Here is an 18,508-nt window from a genome sequence, read left to right as displayed (position 1 = left end):
CGCCGGCGTCGGTACCCTGGGCGAGTGCTCGAACAGGTGACCGCTACGCGCTATGTGACCCCGCTCCGGGAGGGCGGGTCGCTCCCGGGCGTCGTCGAAGCAGATGACCTCGGGACCTATGTCGTGAAATTTCGTGGTGCGGGGCAGGGGCGGCGGGTGCTCGTCGCCGAGATCATCTGTGCCGAGCTGGCACGCAGGATCGACCTGCGCACCCCCGATCTCACGATCGTCGATCTCGACCCGCAGATCGGGGCCAGGGAGCCCGACCAGGAGATCCAGGACCTGCTGAACGCCAGTGAGGGCCACAATCTCGGGGTGGACTTCCTCCCCGGCGCGCTCGGCTTCGACCCGCTCGCCTGGACCCCCGACGCGGCGTTCGCCTCGCGGGTGCTGTGGTTCGACGCGCTGATCCACAACGTCGACCGCAGCTGGCGCAACCCGAACCTGCTGGTCTGGCACGGGAACACCTGGCTGATCGACCACGGCGCCGCCCTGTGGTTCCACCACAACTGGCGCACCGCCGACCCGCAGCGTCCCTTCGACGCCCGCGACCACGTGCTGGCGCCGTTCGCGACGCGCGTCGAGGAGGCCGACGCCGAGCTTCCCGGCCTGATCACCGAGGACCTGCTCCGCGCGGTCGTCGGCCTCGTCCCCGACGAGTGGCTCGACGGCGAGCCCGGCTTCGAGGACGCGTCAGCCGTGCGCCGGGCCTACGTCGACCACCTGCTCGCCCGCGCCCACGGGCCGCGCGCCTGGCTCCCGGCGGTGGCGCGATGAGCGAGCTGCAGGTCTACGAGTACGCCGTGATCCGGGTCGTGCCGTGCGTGGTCAGGGGCGAGCTGATCAACGCCGGGGTGATCGTCTACTCCCAGCCGTGCGGCTACCTGTGCGCCCGTACGGAGCTGGACGAGGCACGGCTGCGCGCGCTCGACGAAGGGGTGGACCTCGGGGGCCTCAGGCTGGCGCTGGCCGCCTACGAGCGCGCGTGCTCGGAGGACTCCGGGCCGCTGCGCGGGGAGCCGCTCGGCAGCAGGTTCCGCTGGCTCACCGCGCCTCGCAGCACGATCGTCCAGACCGGGCCCGTGCACGCGGGGCTGACCGCCGACCCCGCCGCCGAGCTGGAATCCCTGCTCGACCGGCTCGTGCGCAGGGTCACATCCGCGCGATGACCTCCTCGGCGAAGCGCTCCATGGTGGCGATCTTGAGGTCGAGGGTGGCCTCGCCGTGCCTGGCCTTCTCCTCGGGGGTGGCGAGCCACCAGGGGGCGGCCAGGGTGCCGGTGACGCCCTTCCCGGCGATCCTGCGGTAGGTCTCCGGGTCCGGCATCACGGCGAGCGCGGCGATGATCTCCAGGTCGTCCTCCGGTCTGCCGTACTCCTTCAGGTAGGCGCGGAGGTGGGCGAGCACGACGTCCAGCTCCGCCTCGGAGTACACGCGGTTGCCGATCCAGCCGTCCCCGGCGCGGGCCGCCCTGCGCAGCGCGGCCTCGCTGTCACCGCCGACCAGGAACGGCACCGGGCGCGAGGGCACCGGGGCGATCGACAGCGGGCCGAAGTCGAAGTGCGTGCCGTGGTGCTCGACCGTGCCGCCGGTCCACAGCTCGCGCAGGACGGGGATCATCTCGTCCAGGCGCCTGCCCCTGGTGTGGAAGTCCTGCCCAGTCTGCAGGAACTCGTCCTCGCACCAGCCGACCCCCACGCCGAACGAGACCCGGTCGCCGGACAGCACCGCGGCCGTGGACACCTGCTTGGCCACGGTGAACAGGTCGCGGGCGGGGGCGATGTAGACGTTTGGGGCGAAGCGCAGGCGCTCGGTGACCGCGGCCATCGCCCCGATGGTGACCCAGACGTCGGGCCAGTGCGTCGCGGCGTTCCAGCGCGGCGCACCGCTGCGCGAGTAGGGGTACGGCGAGCGGTAGTCGGCGAAGAAGATGTGGTCGGAGAGGGTGAGGGTGTCCATGCCGCACCGTTCGGACGCCTTGGCCAGCTCGATGAACTGGTCGGTGTCGGTGAACGACGCACCCAGCCAGAAGCGCATGCGGTCCCGTTCTCAGCCGGCGAACTCGGGGATGACCTTGGTGGCGAACATCTCCAGGTTGCGCTTGACCGTGTCGAGCGGGAGCACGCCCTGCTGGCCCTGCATGAACAGGCCGAACCACTCCAGGTCGGGCATGCGGTCGAGCATGCGCTGGATGCCGCGCTTGACGTCGTCGGGCGTGCCCAGCAGGGCCAGCTCGACCTCGTTCATGCGCTTGTAGTCGCCCTTCTCCGGGGAGATCGGCTTGTGCCGGTCGTCCTCCTGCTTGCGCAGGACCTCCAGGTAGCCGAAGGGGCCGAAGAAGGCGGCGAAGTCCTTCTGCATCGGGCCGTACGTCGCGATGGCCTCCTCACGGGTGTCGGCCATGCCGACGACCTTCAGGATGCCGGTGTGCTCGCCCAGCTTGTAGTCGCGGCCGCACTTGGCCGACTCCTCCTGGTAGAGCCTGGCCTTGGCGGCGTGCTCGTCCGGGTTCGGGGTGAACATCCACGGCAGGATGTTCTCCTGCGCGGCTCTGATCACCGACCGGTCGCTGATCGTGAACGGCTGCCACAGCTCGGGGTAGGGGTCCTGGTACGGCCGGGGGCTCACCGAGACGGCCTGCAGTTTGCCGTCCTCCGACACCTCGCCGGGGGCGCCGAAGGTCTTGGTCCACTCCAGCGCCGGCCAGCCCTCGATGCCGTCGTAGGGCGAGGGCACCTCGTAGTCGAGCATCTCGCTCTTGTAGCGCAGGGTCTCCTGGGTCCACGCCAGCTTCATGATGTGCAGGATCTCGCCGAACACGTCGAAGTTGCGGTTGTCGGACGCCGAGCCGTCCGACCGCGCCGCCGACGCGTGCCAGCGCTGGCCGAGGACGTTCATCCACCGGTTCTGGTAGCCGCGCGCGACCCCCAGCCGGAGCCGTCCCTTGCAGAACTGGTCGAGCAGCGCCACGTCCTCCGCCGCGCGAATGGGGTCCCAGGCGGGCAGCACGAGGCCGAGGGGCGCCAGCAGGATGCGCTCGGTGCGCGCCGCGAGGTCGGTGAGGACCATCAGCGGGTTGACCGAGAACTCGAAGCCCTCCGAGTGGAAGTGGTGCTCGGTCATCATGAGGGCGTCGAAGCCGATCTGGTCGGCGTGGACGGCGATCTCGCGCACCTCGTGCAGCAGCTTCTGGTACGACTCGGTGTCCCGGCCGATCGGGCGCCTCGCCCGGGCGTTCTCCTCCTGGCTGTACCCGGAGCCGGGGATCTGCGGGTTGAGCATTATGGAAAATTTCACGGCAAACGTCTCCTCACGCGCGAGCGCCGGCGAGCGCCTTCAGCCAGTTGTGAACGACGAGGAGGAACTCCGCCGGGCGTTCCTCGTGCAGCCGGTGGCCGCTGCCCTCCCAGACCACGGTCCGCGAGCGGGGGTCCTTGAACAGGCCGGACTCCCAGGCGGCCTGGCCGGGGTCGAACCAGAAGCTCAGCACTGGGCAGCCCCTGCGTGCCAGGTAGCCGTCGGAGTTGGGCCGCACCCCGATCGCGCCCGGCACCGCGAACATCGCTTCGAACGCCTCCACGAGCACGTGGGGCGGCGTGGCCAGCGTGCGCCTGCGGTGCCACTCCCTGATGAGGGCGGGGGTGGCGGGCGTGTACGACCAGCGGTCGATCTCGACGGCCACGGCGCCCGTGTCGCCGTCGCGCAGGGCCGCCACCATCGCGGGGAAGCCAGAGGCGACCGGCTCGGCGAATCCGTACCCGGGGTCGACCGCCACCAGCGCGCGCACCGCCTCGGGGTGCTCCACGGCCAGGTGGGAGACCACCTGGCCGCCCATGGAGTGGCCGACGGCGACGACCGGGCCCGTGCCGAGCCCGGCGAGCAGCTCGGCGAGGTCCGCGGCCATCCTGCGCGGGGTGTTGCCGGTGTCGCGGGAGGAGGAGTATCCATGTCCTCGGAGGTCGACGGCGATGACGCGGTGCCGCTCGCGGAGCTTCGGGATGTGGTGGGACCACTCGTGGGAGTCCGAACCCCATCCGTGGACGAGCAGCAGCACCGAGCCGTCGCTGGTGTCGTCCTTGGCATCTGTGTCATCTGTGTCATCTGTGTAGAACAGCCGCACGCCGTCGACATCGGCGAATGCCATGAGCGCCCTTCCTATGAGGACTTCCCGCCAGGCAAGCTACCCTAGGAATGCTAACCGAGCAATCGCTTGTTTAGCCACGCGGGGTTCGTCACGGAGAGGACGGCGTCATGCGGCTGGGCGTCACGATGTTCACCACCGATCAGGCTATGCCCGTCGCCGATCTGGCACGAGCGGCCGAGGAGCGCGGTTTCGCGTCGCTTTACGTGCCGGAGCACACCCACATCCCCATCTCCCGCAGGACGCCGCCCGCCGCCGGGCAGGACGTGCTGCCGGAGGAGTACAAGCGGACCCTCGACCCGCTGGTCGCCCTCGCCTACGCGGCGGCCGTGACCGAGCGCCTCACCATCGGCACGGGCATCATGCTGGCGGCCCAGCGCGACCCCATCGTCACGGCCAAGGCCGTCGCCACCCTGGACCACCTCTCCGGCGGGCGCTTCGTGCTCAGTGTCGGGTTCGGGTGGAACGTCGAGGAGATGGAGGACCACGGCGTTCCGTACGGCTCACGCCGTGACGTGGCCCGCGAGCACGTGCTGGCCATGAAGGAGCTGTGGAGCAGGGAGGTCGCCGGCTTCGAGGGGCGGCACGTGCGCTTCGAGCCGTCCTGGTCGTGGCCGAAGCCGGTCGCGGGCCCGCCGGTCTACATCGGGGGCGCGGCGGGCCCGAAGATGTTCGCGCACGTCGCGGAGTACGCCGACGGCTGGATACCGATAGGCGGCAAGGGCGTGAAGGACGCGCTGCCGGCCCTTCGCGAGGCGTACGAGAAGGCCGGACGTGACCCGGCGACGGTCAGGGTGATCCCGTTCGGCACCGTGCCGAGCCGGGGGAAGCTCGACTACTACGCCGGCCTCGGCATCGAGGAGGTCGTGTGCAGCCTCCCGGCCGCGCCCGCCGACGCCGTGCTGCCGGTGCTCGACGGCTACTCCTCGCTGCTCTGAGCCCTGGGCATCCACCACATCTGCCCGCTCGCGATCTCGTGGTACACGTCGAGCAGGTCCTTGTGGGTGGTGACGCTCCTCGACTCGGCGGCGGCCCAGGTGTAGACCCCGCGCGACATGGTCGAGGTCTCCCGCTGCACGCGGAGCGTGTAGACGCGCGCCCGTATCTCGTGCACCTTGTGGTCGCCCGGGTCGGCCTGCATGGCCAGCTCGGCGAGCTGGCACGCCAGCCGCAGGTCCCCGTCCGCCGCCGCGGTGGCGGCTCGCGCGGCGAGAACGGGGGCGCCTCCGGCCAGCTCGGCGAGGGCCGAGGCCAGCACCGCGTCCGGCGCGGGCTTGAGGTGCGCGGGGTTGCCGTCGTGCCAGCCGCCGTACAGCCGCCAGACGTTGCGCACGACGAACTCCGGCTCGTCGTAGTGCGGCTGCAGGTAAGGACGGCCGGCCAGCGCCTCCGGGGGTTTCACGGTGTGGATGATCTCGTCGAGGCGGGCGCCCGCGTTCATCATCTCCAGCGTCTGCTCGACCAGGCTGTCCAGGTAGTCCGCCGTGTCGGTCAGCGCCTGCCGTACTCTGCCCGCCCCGGCGATGGGCAGGCCGTGGCCGGGCAGCAGCACCTCCGCGTCCAGGGCGGCCATCTTCCGCAGCGCGACCGCCCACTCGTCGGGGTACCGCTGCACCTTCTGCGGGTTTCCGGCGTTCGGGGTGACCCAGATGAACAGGTCACCGGTCAGCAGCACGCCGCGCTCCGGCAGGAACGCCCAGGTGGCGTCGTCGGTCTCGCCGCGCGCGTGGTGCATCTCGAAGGTGACGTCGCCGAGCGAGACCCGCATCTCGTCGCGGTACGTAAGGTCGGGCTGCCGGTAGGCCGTCGGCCACGTCAGGCTGGTGAAGCCGAACTGCCGCTGGTTGATCACCGTGTTGTAGCCCGCCGTCCGGGCATACCGGGTGAACCGGGCGGCGACGTTCTCGTGCGCGATGACGCTCGGGCGGGGGCCGTCCTCGGCGTCGAAGGGGTCCATGCCCGCGACGTGGTCGAAGTGCCCGTGGGAGAAGACGGCGTAGCGGACTGGCTCATCCCACCAGGCCCTCATGGCCGCGTGCATGTTCCGCGCGTCCACGTTGTTGCCGGTGTCGAACAGAGCCAGGCCGCCATCGCCCCGGATGCCGTAGACGTTGCCGAACGCGGGCCACATGACCACGCGGTCGGCCACCTCCTGCACCCCCCTCGAGCGCAGGTCCCGCAGCGGCACCTCCTGCGGGGTCACCGACCCGCCCCAAACACTGTCCGCATGGTCGAGGATCGGCGTTGTCATGGGCCAAGCCTGTCGCGTACGGCGCCGCCAGAGCAGTAGGGAGTTCCCTACTCCTTGGATCTTTACCGTCTCCGGACCGTCGGACGACCACCGGGTCGCTCTTCGGGAACCCGGCCGCACGACTAAGGCCGGGAGCCCAGAACCTCCAGGTAGTGCGCGTTGTACATGATGCCCAGGATGTTCCCGAAGGGATCGACCACGGAGGCGGTGACGAACCCCGGGCCGCGCTCGGTGGGAGCCTCGTGGTCCTTCGCCCCCATGGAACGCAGCCTGTCCAGAGCCGCCGTCAGGTCGTCGACGTGCCAGTACATGATGACACCGGCCGGTCCGGCCGCCGGTCCGCTTGGCGAGTAGCGGCTGTCGACGATGCCCAGCTCGTGCTGGTAGTCGCCGATCCGGAACTCGATGTACGCCGGCCGTCCGTCCGGTCCCGGGCGGTTGAAGTACGGCTCGACGCCCAGCAACTCGGCGTACCACTTGGCCGCCGCCGCCACATCGTCGGCCCAGTAGTTCACGGTGGTGAGTCCTCGCAGCATGTGTGCTCCCTTGTCGGTGTACATCGGACACGTTAGGAGCCGTTGAGGAACGTACGGTTCCTCAATGGCTGGGAGAATCGGAGAATGCTGGAGACCTCGGTACGGCTACTGCGGTTGCTGTCATTGCTCCAGGCGCGGCCCGACTGGTCAGGTGCCGACCTGGCCGGTCGGCTCGGCGTCACCACCAGGACCGTCCGCAACGACATCGAACGCCTGCGCATCCTCGGCTACCAGATCCATTCGACGACCGGGACGGCGGGCGGGTACCGGCTCGGCGCGGGCGCGGCCCTGCCGCCGCTGCTCCTCGACGACGAGGAGGCGGTCGCGGTCGCCGTCAGCCTGCACGCCGCCGCCGGCGGCACCGTGACGGGCATCGAGGAGACCTCGCTGCGCGCGCTCACCAAGCTTGAGCAGCTGCTGCCCTCACGGCTGCGCCACCGCATCGACGCGCTGCGCGCGGCCACGGTCTCGGTGACCAGGCGCGGCCCCACCGTGGACGCGGAGACCCTGACCGCCATCGCCACCGCCACCCGCGACCACGAACGGCTGCGCTTCGACTACCTCGACCACGACGGGACGGGCACCGCCCGCGTGGTCGAGCCGCACCGCCTCGTCCACACCGGCCGCCGCTGGTACCTGCTCGCCTGGGACTGCGACCGCCGCGACTGGCGCACCTTCCGCGCCGACCGCATCCGTCCCCGCACCCCGAACGGCCCCCGCTTCACACCACGCGAGGCACCGGGCGGCGACGCCGCCGCGCACGTGATGCGCGGTGTGGGCTCGACCGCCTGGAAGCATCAGGCCCGCATACGGCTGCACGCCCCCGTCGAGACGATGGGCGAACGCATCACACCGTCGGCCGGGCTGCTGAGTGCCGACGGCGAGCACGGCTGCGTCCTTGCGACCGGGACCGACACCCTCCACGACCTCGCGGCCTTCCTGGGCACCCTGGACGTCCCCTTCACCGTCATCGACCCCCCAGAACTCCGCACCCTCCTCAACACCCTCGCCAACCGCTACAAATCCGCCGCCGTAGAGGTAGGTGATGCTAAGCGTCCGGTGCCCGGTTCAGAACGTGCCGCAGCCGGATTCCCAGCTGGCGAGGTGCCGCCGCGAGTGGCCGACGAGTTCAAGCTTGTCCCATTCGCCCGCGCGGATGACGTTTAGCGGTGGTGATGCTTGTTCAGGTGTGGCGATGCCGCTGGTCAGCCGTGGATGAATCGGTCAGATCCCGCTAATATCCTGCATTTAATCACTTCGCAATCTTTGGAATTTATATCGCATTTGGGCTATTTATTCTTGCCGGGAATCGGTTGTGGACCACTCGAGAATATGAAAACATTCGTACAGGCTTTCGAATTGACGAGGGGTGATGGCGGATGGCGGATGTGTACAGCTTCGGTCGAGCGCGGTCACACCCGTCCTCGCACCCGCGCTCTGGCTCGGGGGGCGGGGATGTGTTTGGCCCTGAGTGGTGGGCGGCGGTGGTGGCGCGTTCCTCGCGCTGGTCCTGTGACGGCTCCGCCGCACACGACTTCGACCCCCTGAGCGACCCGCACACCGAGAGTTCGCATCCCGAGACCCCGGAAGGGCTGGACCGGGATGACCTGAAGCCACATGCCGACAGGCCCGACGGGCCGGAGTCGGCTGACATAAACCGGGGCGACCGGGACGACCCGGGTAACCCGGGTAACCCGGGTAGCTCAGGTAACCGGGGTGGCCGGGGTGACCGGGATGACCAGGAATCGGCGGGCGGTCGGGCGTCGTGGGCGTTGGTGGGGCGTGTGCGGGAGGCGGCGGAGGCGTTGGCGTTGGCGGGGGTGCCGGAGTCGGCGGCGGTCTGTGCTGCTGAGGTGGAGGAGTTGGTGGTGGCGCGCGATCGGCTGGTTTCGGCGATCGCGGGCCGGGTGGGCCGGGTGCATGCGGCGGGCGAGGCCAGGAGCAGGGGTCATGCCTCGACCAAGACGTGGTTGCGGTCGGGGTGCGGGATGAGCATGCCCGGGGCGGGGCATCTGGTAGGGCTCGCGGTGGAGCTGGGGCGGTTGCCGGTGGTGCGGGATCGGTTCGCGTCGGGGAGGTTGGCCGAGGGGATGGTGTCGGCCATCTGCGCGGCCACCGCGCGGCTGAGTGATGAGCAGGCGCGACTCGCCGAGCCGATCCTGGTCGTGCTGGCCGATCAGGCGACACCGGTCGAGGTCGCCCGGGCGGGCCGCTATCTGAGCGAGGTGCTGGTCCCCGATGGAGTGGCCGGGGAGGTGGAGGCCGATCACGCGGCTCGGTTCCTCATCGTGCGTGCGAGTGCTTCGGGTGGGATGGAGGGAGAGTTCCGGCTGCCGCGTGAGGCGGCTGCCCGGTTGAGGACGTTTCTGGATGCCTACGCCAGGCCCCGGGCTGAGGGTGATGATCGTCCGCTGCGTGTACGCAATGCTGATGCGTTCATGGCATTGCTGGAGCAGAAGATCACCACCGAGCTGCTGGTACTGGTCAACGCCGGCTCCCTCCCCGACGACAACGACGGCCATCCCGTTCCCCCGTCCACCGCCCACAGCACCGCCGCGGACAGCACCGCCGCGGACAGCACCACCCGAGACAGCGTCCCGGCTGGTGGCATGCCCGGCCACAGCGTCCCCGCGGACGGCGCCACCCGCCTCGACGTCCCGGCGGGTGGCGGTGTTCGCGACACGAGGTCTGTGGGGTCTGCCGCGTCTTTCGGAGGTGGTGCCGAGGGGTGTGGGACGTGCGGGTATCGGGGTGATCGGTGGTTTCCTGGTCTGCTGGCGGCTACCGGGCAGTTGTTGCCGGTGGGTGATGTGCACCGGTTGGCGCGTACGTCGGCGTTGGTGCGGATCGTGGTCGACGCCCAGGGGCAGGTGCTGGACATGGGTCGCAAGGTACGGCTCGCCACACCGGCCCAGCGGCGGGCGGTGATCGCCCGGTATGCGACCTGCTGGGTGGACGGGTGTCCGCTGCCGGCCACCATGTGCCAGATCGACCATGCCGACGGCTGGGCCGACGGCTGGGCCGACGGCGGGCCGACCGACCTGGCCAACCTCGGACCGGCCTGCCAGTTCCACAACCGCGACCGCTACCGCCACCCCGACCGTTACCAACGCCACCGCACCGGAAAGGACCGCTGGGCCTACACCTACCTCGGACACCGCCCCCGCCCACACCCTCGAACATGAAACTTCCCCGCCAGGTCTTACAGGTGTTCGCGGGCTTGGAGCCCGATTCCGGCCGTCGTCAGCTGTGGCCGGTTCTCAGTGCGGAGGTGAGCGTGGTGAACTCGGTGATGCGGAGGCCGCGTGCGGCGAGTGCGTACAGGCATGCCCCGACGGCGCTCGCGGTGAGAACCGTGAGGAGTGAGCCGGACCAGGCGGGGCCGGTGGCGGGGTCGGTGGCGGGGCCGAGAAGGTGGACCACACCGGCGGCGGAGGCCGCTGCCAGGAACGCGGCGGCGAGCATTCGAGTGTGCGAGCGGAGGAGGCGGTGCCCGTCGACGCGGCCGATCCGGCGGCGTAGTAGCTGGGCGGTGAGAAGGAGGCCGGCCGCGTAGGCGATGGCGGTGCAGAGGGCGAGCGCGATGACCAGATTCGGGCCCTGCGTGAGCTTCGTGGCCAGCAGGCATGCCGCGATGGTGACGCCCGAGACCGCGACGCTGATCAGCGCGGGTGTCCGGGTGTCGCCGAGGGCGTAGAAGGCGCGCAGCATGATCTGGTAGGCGGCGAACGGGACCAGGGCGAGCCCGTAGGCGGCCAGCACCGATCCGGTCAGCTGCGCCGCGGCCGGCGAGGCGTTGCCGTGGGCGAACAGCAGCGTGGTCAGCCGCGGGCCGAGGACGATGGTGCCCGCGGCGATGGGCACCAGCAGCACTCCGGTGAGCCGCAGGCTCTGGGAAAGGTCGGCGGTGACCTGGGTGAGATCGCGTTCGGCGGCCGCCCGGCTCAGCCTTGGCAGTACGCCGGTGATGACCGTGACCGCGATGACGGCGTAGGGCAGTTGGAACAGCGTGTAGGCGTTGGAGTAGACGCTCACCGCGCCAGGGCCCGCTCGCGAAGCGAGGCGGGTCACCACGGAGAACACGGCCTGGGCGGCGATCACCGACGCGATCGTCCATCCGGCCATGGCGGCGATCCGGCGGACTCCTATGCCACGGGGGTCGGCGCGCAGCCGTACCCGCAACCCGGCCCGCCGGCTCGCGAGGGCGAGTGTGATCATCTGAGCGGCGACTCCGGCGCTGGTGCCGATCGACAGCAGCATCGTCTGCGCAGGCGTGAGCGAGTCCAGCCGTCCGGTGCCGCCGATCAGGAGGAACACCACTGCGGTGGCGATGACGACGAGGTTGTTGACCACTGGGGCCCACATCGGTGAGGTGAAGCGGCTGCGGGCGTTCAACACCGCCGCCAGGGTGGCGCTCACCCCGTAGAAGAGGATCTGAGGCAGGAAGAACCGGGTGAAGACGATCGCCACGTGCCGTTGCCCGGGGCTGAACCCGGGCGCGTAGAAGTCGACGATGACCGGCGCCACCACGATCGTGGTCATCACGACCACGGCGAGGCCGTAGACCACCAATGACAGGAGCCGCTGGGCGAACAGGTCCCCGTCGACGCTGTCGTCGGTGGCGGTGCGCACCAGCAGGGGGACCATGACGCTGGCCAGCGCCCCGCCGAACACCAGCTCATAGATCGTGTTCGGGGTGACGTTGGCGACCGTGTAGGCGTCCAGCAGCCGTGTTCCCAGCCCGAGCGCGGCGACCAGGGCGAGTGTCCGGACGAATCCGGTCAGCCGGGATACCAGGGTGGCCACCGCCATGGCCCGGCCGGTCCGCATCAGCGGCGGCTGCTCCGCCATCGATGAACGCCTCCTCTTTCAGGATGTCCTGGAGAGTATGTCCGGCTTCCGGGCGCCGCGTCGGTGTGAATGACTCCGGAACAAGGACTCGATGGGCCTGCCTATGAGCCCTGCCTGGATAACCCGTTGCCCGCGCCCCGTGGGGAGTGCTGGAGTTGTGGGGTGACCGGTTCGTCGGCGGGGGAGGAGTTCGCTGCGCTGGTTGCCCGGGTCAGGGCTGACCCTGCCGTCGTGGGGGCCGTCCTGAGTGGGTCGCAGGCGCGGCGGGGTATGGCCACGGGGCGGTCCGACTATGACGTCTATCTGGTCACCGCCGATGGAGGGACGTCCATCGAGGAGCGCCGCGATTCCCGGTTGGACATCGTGGTCATGCCTTTGGAGGAGTTCCGTGCGCACGCGCTGCCGGGATCCGGGTGCGAGTGGAACAGGTACTCCTTCACTTACGCCCGTGTCCTCAAGGATCGGGCGGACGGCCTGATCGGTGAGCTGGTGTCCGCCAAGGGGGCGCTGTCACGCGAGGAAGCCCTCGGGATGGTGGCCGCGTCCCTCGGCGAGTTCGTCAACGCCGCCTACCGCTGGCTGAAGAACCACAGGGACGGGCGCGGCACCGAAGCCCGCCTGGACGCGGCTGAGAGCATTCCTCCCTTCCTGACCTGCGTGTTCGCCCTGCACCAGCGGGTCCGCCCCTACAACAAGTACCTCGGCTGGGAGCTGCGGCACCATCCCCTCGGCCCGCCTTCGTGGAGCCACGACAGGTTGCCGCCGCTCCTTGCGACAGTGCTGTCGCACGGAGCTCCGCAGACCGCCCGGCGGCTCTTCCTCGACCTGGAACCACACGTACGCGCCGCCGGCCACAGCGCCGTACTGGACGCCTGGGGCGAGGACCTCCTGCTCCTGCGGCAGGGCGAACCGCCGGAGGACCTGGAGCTGCGGCGGCCCGAACCGCCGGTTCGATAGACCGAGGTGGTCACACCTCGCCGCGTTCGTACGCGAGGGCCAGTTCGACGCGGGAGTGCAGGCCGGTCTTCGCGTACACGCGGGACAGGTAGACCTCCACCGTCTTGCGGCTGTAGTGCAGCTCGTCGGCGATCTGGGGGTTGGACAGGCCGCCCGCGACCAGTTCGATGACGCGTCGCTCGACCGGCGTGAGCACGGGAACGGGGGACGGGATGATACCGGCGTCCCTGAGGCGGCGGGCCGTGCGTTCGCGCCACGGCGCCGCGCCGAGGTCGGTGAAGATCCCGTGCGCCCGTACGAGCTGGGCGCCGTCGCCGAGGGCTCCGAGTACGAGGCGTGCCCGGCCCTCCTCGAACTTCAGGCCGTCCGCCCTGGCCGCCTCCAGTACGGCTTCGGCCCGGGTCGCGTCGTGGAAGACGCCCGCCGCCGCCAGCTCGGCGGTGATGCGCGCCCGGGGAGTGCCGGTGCGCGCGACCTCGGCCAGCGCGACGGCCGCCTCGCGGGCCGGCTCCAGCTCTCCCGCGAAGCCGTGCATGGCCACGCGGATGGTCAGGACGCGATGCGCGACGTCCGGCGGGCCGCCTGCCATGGCCTCGTCCAGCAGCCGGGCGGCCGTCGCGCGGTCTCCGAGGCCGAGCGCCCGCCTGGCCTTGAACATGGCGCGCAGCGACAGCTGCAGGACGCAGTTGGGCGGCGGGTCGGCGAGCAGCGGCTCGGCCTCGTCGTAGCGTCCCTGGTCGAGCAGGATGTCGAGCTCGATGTTGCGCAGCAGCGCCACGTTCTCCCAGAGCCCGGCCTCGGTGAGGGCGACGGCGTCCGAGCGGATGTCGCGCAGGGCGTGCTCCCACTCGCCGCCGAGGCGCCGGACCACCGCCATGGTGCGGACGTGCTGGCCCGCGATGTTGTGCCAGCCGAGCCCCCGGTAGATCGCCTCGGCCTCGGACAGCAGCCCGAGGGTACGGGTGCGGACGCCGGCGCTGGCGAGGATGTGCGCCGCCGACTCCAGCGCGGCCAGCCGTCCGGCCGGGGGCAGCGCGGCCGAGGCCGACAGCAGGGTGTCCAGCGCGCGTTCGGTCTCCTCCCACCGTCCCTTGATGATCGCGTCGCCCGCCAGAGCGCTGAGGGCGATCACCAGGTCCTCGGAAGGGCACCCGGGGAGGGCCCGCCAGCTCTGCTCCACGAGCTTGGCGGAGTCGATCCCGAGCTGGGTGCTGATCACGGCCCGCTGGGCGAGCAGGGCGGCGGGATCGTCGGCGAAGGGAAGCTGCTCGGTGGCGATGGACACCGCCGTCTCGTACTGGCCCATGGAGTGCGCGGCGTTGACCATCGTGTGCGCGGTGCGGGTGTGCCGGCGTCCCGGGGGCAGCACGGCGAGGGCCGCCCGTCCGGCGCGCAGCGCGTCCACGGGGCGGGAGCCCTTCCAGTACGACAGCGCCTGCCTGGCCAGCAGCACGCCGCGCTCCCCGGGCGGGGCCAGCTCGGCGGCCCTGCCGTACCAGTGGCCGGCGGACAGCGGTGCGGTCCAGCGGGTCAGCTCGGCGGCGCGGAGCATGGCGGGCAGCGCCTGGGCGCTCGTGCCGCCCTCGGCGAGGTGGGTGGCCCACTCCAGGACCCGGCGCGTCCCGCTGAGGCCCTGCCGGTGCAGCAGCCCGGCGATGCGGGTGTGGACCCGGCGCCGTTCGGCCGGGCCGAGGTCGGCGTACAGGGCCTCGGCGACCAGCGGGTGGGCGAACTCGTAGGTGCCGTCGCCGGTGTCCACGACCAGGCCGTCCCGCACCAGCCCGTCGAACGCGCGTTCCGCCTCGCCGGTGTCGAGCCCGGCGACCTCGGCCAGCGCGTCGAGGTCCGCCATGCCGGCCGGGCGGGTACGGCGCAGCGCGGCGAGCACCTTGGCGAGGTTCCTGCCGCCCTGGTCGCGCTGGAACAGGCGGCTCAGTATGGCGCCCCTGCGAGGGCCGGGGTAGGCCGACTGGACCGCGCCGCCCTGCACGAGCGTCAGCACCGCCTCGCGGACGAACCACGGGTTGCCCCGGCTCTCGTCGTGGACGCGGCGCAGGGTCGACTCGCTCGGGGTACGGCCGAGCAGGCCGGTGACCAGCTCGGTCACCTCGTCGAGTGACAGCGGGCTGAGCCGCACGGCCAGGTCGGCGTCCATCGCGGGCAGGCGTCGCGCCGTGCCGGCGACGGCCAGGCCGCGCACGCGGCGGGGGAGGTAGGACAGCACGCCGAGGGTGTCGGCGTCGGCCAGGTGCAGATCGTCGATGGCGAGGAACGTACGGCCCGGCAGTCCCTCCAGCAGGTTGGCGGTGCGGACGGCCGGGGCGGCGCCGGTGATGCCGAGCGCGGCCTGGTCGATGGCGTCCAGCAGCTCCTTGAGCGGCTCGCGCGCGGCCGGGTCGGCGTGGAGGGGGCCCAGCGCGTCGGCGAGCGAGGCGAAGGCGAGGCCGCTGCCGAAGTCGCGCGCCTGGCCGTGGAGCACGCGGTAGCCCATGGACCTGGCGAGCGCCTCGGTCTCGGCCAGCAGGTGGGTCTTGCCGATGCCGGCCTCGCCGTGGATCAGCAGCGTCACGGGCGGGCGCAGCAGCGCGGCCTCCAACTGGCGCAGGACCGCCGGGCGGTCGGCGGGGTCCGGGGCGGCGGATTCCGGCCGGTACTCGGTGCCGAAGGTGGATCCGGGTCGTTCAGGGGGGTCCGCGGGGGTGGGGGGCTTGTCCACGCGTCACCGGCCCTGGTCGCCGGCCAGGGCCGCTTCGTGGACGGCGAGGGCGGCGGCGAGGAGCAGCCCTCGCACGGTCTCCTGCGGGAGGTCCATGGTCTTCACCACGGCGAACTGCAGGGAGCCCATGACCGCCCATGCGCGGATGCGGGCGGCGCTGTCGGGTGACGGCCCGGCGAGCCGGTCGTAGATCTCGTCGCGGAAGGCGCGGATGGTCTCTCCCGGGGAACCGGGTGGGGCGTCGTCGGCTCCGCCGATATCTTCCATTAGCAGCCTTATCACCGCCCGGTGGCGTACCACGAAATCCGTCAGCGGCTCGATGAATTCGCGCGGATCGGTGCCGAAATCGCCGCCGAGCAGCGCGAGAAGGTCGTCGGCCGCCGGTGCGATCAGCTCGGCGGCCAGCTTGTCCTTGGGGTGGAAGTGGTAGGCCACCGCCGTCTTGGTCAGCCCGACGCGGGCGGCGATGTCGGCGAGGGATGTGGCGGCGTAGCCGCGCTCGGCGAACAGCTGGCGCGCGGCGGCGAGGATCCGGCTACGGGTGTCACTGCCACGGTCGAATGTGGTCATGGTCTCACTTCTCAGCGCGATGGAGCATTTCAGGATAATCGCGCCTAAGCTCTTAAACGGACGTCCTGCACGGCCGTACAGAACCGGACGTTTCGCGTATGTTCCGAATTAATCAATAGTGTCTGGGACGGTCACCGATGGCTAGCTTGCTTGGTCGATTGGGTGGTTGGTGCGCGCGCCACGGCCGCGTCGTGCTCGCGGTGTGGATCATCCTGGCGGGAACGCTCACGCTGAGCACGGTGGTGTTCGGCCGTCCCGTCAACAGCAACGCCTCCATCCCGGGGACGGACGCCCAGCGCGCCCACGACCTCATGCGCGACGGCTTCGGCCCGGGCTACGACCCCGGCGGCACCGTGCAGCTCGTCCTGTACTCCAAGGACGGCTCGCTGCTGGCCCCCGAGCGGAAGAGCGCGGTCGAGAGGGCCGCGGCCGAGGTCCGGCGGGTGCCCCATGTGGTCCAGGTGGACACGCCGTACCGCGCGGGCGGGATCTCGTCCAACCTGGTGATCGGCCTCATCACGGTCCGGCTCTCCGGCAACGATTCGAGCAAGCTGGGGGAGACCTCGCGGCAGATCTCCGAGGCGGCGCAGCCCGTTCGGGAGATCGGCATCGAGGCGGTGCCCGCCGACAACTCGACCCCCGCCGACAAGGAGATCAAGACCGGGTCCAGCGAGATCATCGGCGTCGCCTGCGCCCTGCTGGTGCTGCTCCTGGCGTTCGGCACGCTCGTCGCCGCACTGGTGCCCGTCTTCACCGCGATCATCAGCCTCGGCGTGGGCCTCGGCGTGATCGGTGTGCTCGGCCACATCGTGGACGTGCCCAAGCAGGCGTCGGTCATGGCATCCATGATCGGGCTCGGCGTGGGCATCGACTACGCCCTGTTCCTGCTGTCACGGCACCGCAAGCTGCTCGCCGACGGCGTGCCCGTCGAGGAGTCCGTCCGCCGCACGACCGCGGGCGCGGGCGGGGCCGTGCTGTTCGCCGGGGGCACCGTCGTGATCGCGCTCACCGCGCTCATGCTCGCGGGCTTCCCGATGCTCCGCACGCTCGGCTGGATCACCGGCATCTCGGTGGTGTGCGCGGTGCTCACCTCGCTCACCCTGGTGCCCGCGCTGCTCGGCCTCCTCGGTCATCGCATCAACGCGCTGCGCCTGCCGTTCGTCGGTCCCCGGCGCCGCAGCGCGCACTCCCCGGAGAACGGCTGGGCCGGGCTCGGCACCTGGGTCGCGCGACGCCCGTGGCGGGTGCTCGCGGTGTCCGCTGTCGTGCTCGGCGCGCTCGCCGCCCCGGCCCTCGCGCTCAAGCTCGGCACCGTGGACGACGGCTACGCCGATCGCGGGCAGCCCGCCCGGCGGGCGTACGAGCTGATGCAGACCGGGTTCGGCCCGGGGAGCAACGGCCCGCTGATCGTCGTCGGCGAACTGGACGCCAAGGTGGCGGCCGGCGACCCGCCCGCCCCCGTGGTCAGGGACCTGAAGAACCGGCTGACGTACGTCCCCGGCGTCGCGCACGTGGCGCCCGAGAAGATCAACTCCTCGGGGACGTCCGTGCTGTTCCAGGTGGTGACCGAGTACGCCCCGAGTGACCCGCGGGCGGGTGACGTGGTGCGCGCGGTCCGCGGCCTGGACGTGCCCGGAGCGCGGCTGCACGTCGGCGGCGAGGTCGCGGGCATGGCCGACGCGAGCGACCGCATCGCCGAGCGCACCCCGGCCGTGATCGGCGTCGTCGTGCTGCTCAGCGCGCTGCTCCTGCTGCTCGCCTTCCGCGCGCCTCTGGTCGCGGCCAAGGCGGCGCTGATGAACCTCATCTCGCTCGGCGCGGCGTTCGGCGCGCTGGCGATCGTCTTCTCCTACGGGCTCGGCAGCGGGCTGGTCGGCATGGACCCGCCCGTGTCGATGGACGGCTCGTTCCTGACGACGCTCTTCTTCACCGTGCCCATCGACTCCTACGTGCCGCTCATGCTGTTCGCCGTGCTGTTCGGGCTGTCCATGGACTACGAGGTCTTCCTGCTGACCTCGGTCCGCCAGGCGTACCTGCGCTCGGGGGACAACCGGCGCGCGGTCGCCGAGGGACTCGGCGCGACGGGCCGGGTCATCACGTCCGCCGCGCTGATCATGGTGGTGGTGTTCGTCGCGTTCATCGCCTACCCGGACCCGCTGGTCAAGGTGTTCGGCGTCGGGCTCGCGGTCGCGATCGCCGTGGACGCCACCGTCATCCGCGGGCTGCTCGTCCCCGCCACGATGGTGCTCCTCGGCAGGCTCAACTGGTGGTGCCCGGCGTGGCTCGACCGGATCCTGCCCAACCTGTCCATCGCCGACCACGCCGAGGACGACGACGAGCGCCCGGTGACGCCCGGCCACGGCAAGGAGCTCGTGACCACAGGCGGCACCTGAGCCGAGGCGGGGGCTCGCGTGACGCCCGCCCGGGTGGCTTCCGTACGGCCGGCATACAACGCGGCCCGGCCGCTCGGGCTCTGACGTCCTCGC

At 71.1% G+C, this 18,508-nt stretch carries 15 protein-coding genes; 7 read left to right on the top strand and 8 right to left on the bottom strand.

The genetic code is table 11. The features are described 5' to 3' along the window. Window positions 1-24: 24 nt before the first annotated feature. Both OG589_RS26660 and OG589_RS26655 read left to right on the top strand, forming a co-directional pair. Complete coding sequence (locus tag OG589_RS26660; protein WP_405140520.1) at window positions 25-777, top strand: HipA family kinase; 753 nt, start codon at window positions 25-27, stop codon at window positions 775-777. Next, entirely contained in the window at window positions 774-1,169 is a 396-nt protein-coding gene (locus OG589_RS26655; RefSeq protein ID WP_405140519.1) for a DUF3037 domain-containing protein, read from the top strand. The genes OG589_RS26660 and OG589_RS26655 overlap by 4 nt, the downstream gene beginning before the upstream one ends. Here OG589_RS26655 and OG589_RS26650 read toward each other — a convergent pair. The 3 genes from OG589_RS26650 to OG589_RS26640 are packed head-to-tail and all read right to left on the bottom strand — an operon-like array spanning window position 1,153 to window position 4,144. Continuing rightward, on the bottom strand, window positions 1,153-2,037 hold the full coding sequence (locus OG589_RS26650) for a TIGR03619 family F420-dependent LLM class oxidoreductase (protein WP_405140518.1): 885 nt from the start codon (window positions 2,035-2,037) through the stop codon (window positions 1,153-1,155). The genes OG589_RS26655 and OG589_RS26650 overlap by 17 nt on opposite strands. Window positions 2,038-2,049: 12 nt before the next feature. Further along, window positions 2,050-3,297, bottom strand: coding sequence for an LLM class flavin-dependent oxidoreductase (locus OG589_RS26645; RefSeq protein WP_405140517.1), 1,248 nt, complete (start codon window positions 3,295-3,297; stop codon window positions 2,050-2,052). Between the two features lie 13 nt (window positions 3,298-3,310). Beyond that, window positions 3,311-4,144, bottom strand: a complete 834-nt coding sequence (locus tag OG589_RS26640; RefSeq protein WP_405140516.1) for an alpha/beta fold hydrolase — start codon at window positions 4,142-4,144, stop codon at window positions 3,311-3,313. Between the two features lie 107 nt (window positions 4,145-4,251). Between OG589_RS26640 and OG589_RS26635 the strand changes: the two genes are divergently transcribed. Beyond that, entirely contained in the window at window positions 4,252-5,079 is an 828-nt protein-coding gene (locus tag OG589_RS26635; protein WP_405140515.1) for an LLM class F420-dependent oxidoreductase, read from the top strand. Here the strand turns inward: OG589_RS26635 and OG589_RS26630 are convergent. Both OG589_RS26630 and OG589_RS26625 read right to left on the bottom strand, forming a co-directional pair. Next, entirely contained in the window at window positions 5,061-6,392 is a 1,332-nt protein-coding gene (locus OG589_RS26630) for an alkyl sulfatase dimerization domain-containing protein (RefSeq protein WP_405140514.1), read from the bottom strand. The two genes, OG589_RS26635 and OG589_RS26630, sit on opposite strands and share 19 nt — an antisense overlap. A gap of 122 nt (window positions 6,393-6,514) precedes the next feature. Further along, complete coding sequence (locus OG589_RS26625; protein WP_405140513.1) at window positions 6,515-6,928, bottom strand: VOC family protein; 414 nt, start codon at window positions 6,926-6,928, stop codon at window positions 6,515-6,517. 84 nt (window positions 6,929-7,012) lie between these two features. Here OG589_RS26625 and OG589_RS26620 point away from each other — a divergent pair, with 84 nt between their 5' ends. Both OG589_RS26620 and OG589_RS26615 read left to right on the top strand, forming a co-directional pair. Further along, window positions 7,013-8,095, top strand: a complete 1,083-nt coding sequence (locus tag OG589_RS26620; RefSeq protein ID WP_405140512.1) for a helix-turn-helix transcriptional regulator — start codon at window positions 7,013-7,015, stop codon at window positions 8,093-8,095. A 617-nt stretch (window positions 8,096-8,712) separates the two neighbouring features. Further along, a complete protein-coding gene (locus OG589_RS26615) occupies window positions 8,713-10,113 on the top strand; it encodes a DUF222 domain-containing protein (protein WP_405140511.1) in 1,401 nt (466 codons plus the stop codon). A gap of 58 nt (window positions 10,114-10,171) precedes the next feature. Here OG589_RS26615 and murJ read toward each other — a convergent pair whose 3' ends face one another. Further along, complete coding sequence (gene murJ, locus OG589_RS26610) at window positions 10,172-11,779, bottom strand: murein biosynthesis integral membrane protein MurJ (RefSeq protein ID WP_405140510.1); 1,608 nt, start codon at window positions 11,777-11,779, stop codon at window positions 10,172-10,174. Window positions 11,780-11,941: 162 nt separating this feature from the next. Between murJ and OG589_RS26605 the strand changes: the two genes are divergently transcribed. Continuing rightward, window positions 11,942-12,736, top strand: a complete 795-nt coding sequence (locus tag OG589_RS26605) for a hypothetical protein (protein WP_405140509.1) — start codon at window positions 11,942-11,944, stop codon at window positions 12,734-12,736. 10 nt (window positions 12,737-12,746) lie between these two features. On the opposite strand, the gene OG589_RS26600 is transcribed toward OG589_RS26605, so the two are convergent. Further along, window positions 12,747-15,452 carry a LuxR C-terminal-related transcriptional regulator gene (locus OG589_RS26600; RefSeq protein ID WP_405140508.1) on the bottom strand — a complete coding sequence of 902 codons (2,706 nt, stop codon included), beginning with the start codon at window positions 15,450-15,452 and terminating at the stop codon, window positions 12,747-12,749. A 3-nt stretch (window positions 15,453-15,455) separates the two neighbouring features. After that, window positions 15,456-16,022: a TetR/AcrR family transcriptional regulator gene (locus OG589_RS26595; RefSeq protein ID WP_405140507.1), complete on the bottom strand. Its 567-nt coding sequence runs from the start codon at window positions 16,020-16,022 to the stop codon at window positions 15,456-15,458. Window positions 16,023-16,159: 137 nt separating this feature from the next. Between OG589_RS26595 and OG589_RS26590 the strand changes: the two genes are divergently transcribed. Continuing rightward, window positions 16,160-18,415: an MMPL family transporter gene (locus OG589_RS26590; RefSeq protein ID WP_405140506.1), complete on the top strand. Its 2,256-nt coding sequence runs from the start codon at window positions 16,160-16,162 to the stop codon at window positions 18,413-18,415. Window positions 18,416-18,508: the final 93 nt, after the last annotated feature.

Origin of the sequence: Sphaerisporangium sp. NBC_01403 (assembly GCF_045040145.1) — a bacterium.
Classification (GTDB): Bacteria; Actinomycetota; Actinomycetes; order Streptosporangiales; family Streptosporangiaceae; genus Sphaerisporangium; species Sphaerisporangium viridialbum.
Note: the sequence above shows the minus strand (reverse complement) of the source record. Positions and strands in the feature narration are given on the sequence as shown.